1 protein-coding gene and 1 pseudogene are annotated in these 1140 nt (G+C 57.4%); both read left to right on the plus strand.

What is annotated here, in order from left to right:
- Nucleotides 1-33: 33 nt before the first annotated feature.
- Nucleotides 34-504, plus strand: coding sequence for a hypothetical protein (locus NKH70_RS35650; protein WP_352722285.1), 471 nt, complete (start codon nucleotides 34-36; stop codon nucleotides 502-504).
- A gap of 79 nt (nucleotides 505-583) precedes the next feature.
- Nucleotides 584-1140 (plus strand): annotated as a pseudogene (locus NKH70_RS35655) (IS5 family transposase); the annotation flags it as partial.

Consider the following 1140-nt stretch of genomic DNA (forward strand, 5'->3'; position numbering starts at 1 on the left):
TAGGTCGTGAACCCATAAATGGGAATGAGGGAGATGGGTGAAAAGCGATCGTTGCGTCGTTTGACAGATCGCGCATATTGTCGAGGAATGACTGAACTCGCATTAGAACCCGGCGGTGGATTGAGAGGTCTTCCGATTGGATCGTCCAAAGGAAGCGTTCGGACATTTTTCGGTGGTAAGCACCAGCCGTTTAAGCGTACACCCGAAGGCAATCCGATAGATTATTGGGCGGATGCAGGCGTTTTTGCCTACTATGATTCCGACGAGCGCCTGGAGGCCTTGGAGTTTGCAAGCCCAAGCAACCCGACATTGAACGGATTGGCTCTTATCTCGGTATCGATGGGCGAAGCGACACAGATTCTCCAATCTCTCGACCCGAAGTTACGCTTGGAGCCGGATGGCGCAACCTCAACGCAGCTTGGTATAGGCGTTTGGTCCTCGACAGGCGAAGCCGATCAACCTGTGATGTCCGCGATAACATTCGGACCGGGCTACTACGATTAGGCTGTAGCGCTGAACGTCTGATTTTGATGGGTTTACCAACTCGCTTCCATATCGCGCGGGATTGTGATTCAGGCTCAATATGAGCCGATATGACCTGACCGACTTCGAGTGGCGCGTGATCGAACCGCTGTTACCCAACAAACCTAGAGGCGTGCCGCGCGTCGATGACCGACGCGTGTTAAACGGAATCTTCTGGGTGCTGCGCTCCGGTGCGCCATGGCGCGACCTGCCCGAGCGCTATGGGCCACGCACCACCTGCTACAACCGCTTCTCGCGTTGGCGAAAAGCAGGTGTTTGGGATCGGCTCATGGACGCCATCAGCGGAGCGCATGATGGTGAAATCCAGATGATCGACAGCACTTCCATTCGGGCGCACCAGCAGGCTGCGACGGCAAAAAGGGGGGCGCAGATAATTGTCTCGGTCGCAGCCGAGGTGGCCTCACGACCAAAATCCACGTCGTCGTCGACGCGCAAGGACTTCCGATCCGGCTCGGCCTGACGGCGGGACAAACGCACGATGGGCAGATCGCCGATCGATTGCTCGACCATCTCGGCCCGCGCATCATCGTCCTGGCCGACAAGGCCTACGATGCCGACCGTATCCGGGAGTTGATCCAGCAGCACGGTGCGACGCCC

The sequence above is a fragment of the Mesorhizobium sp. M0991 genome (assembly GCF_040318915.1).
Classification (GTDB): Bacteria; Pseudomonadota; Alphaproteobacteria; order Rhizobiales; family Rhizobiaceae; genus Mesorhizobium.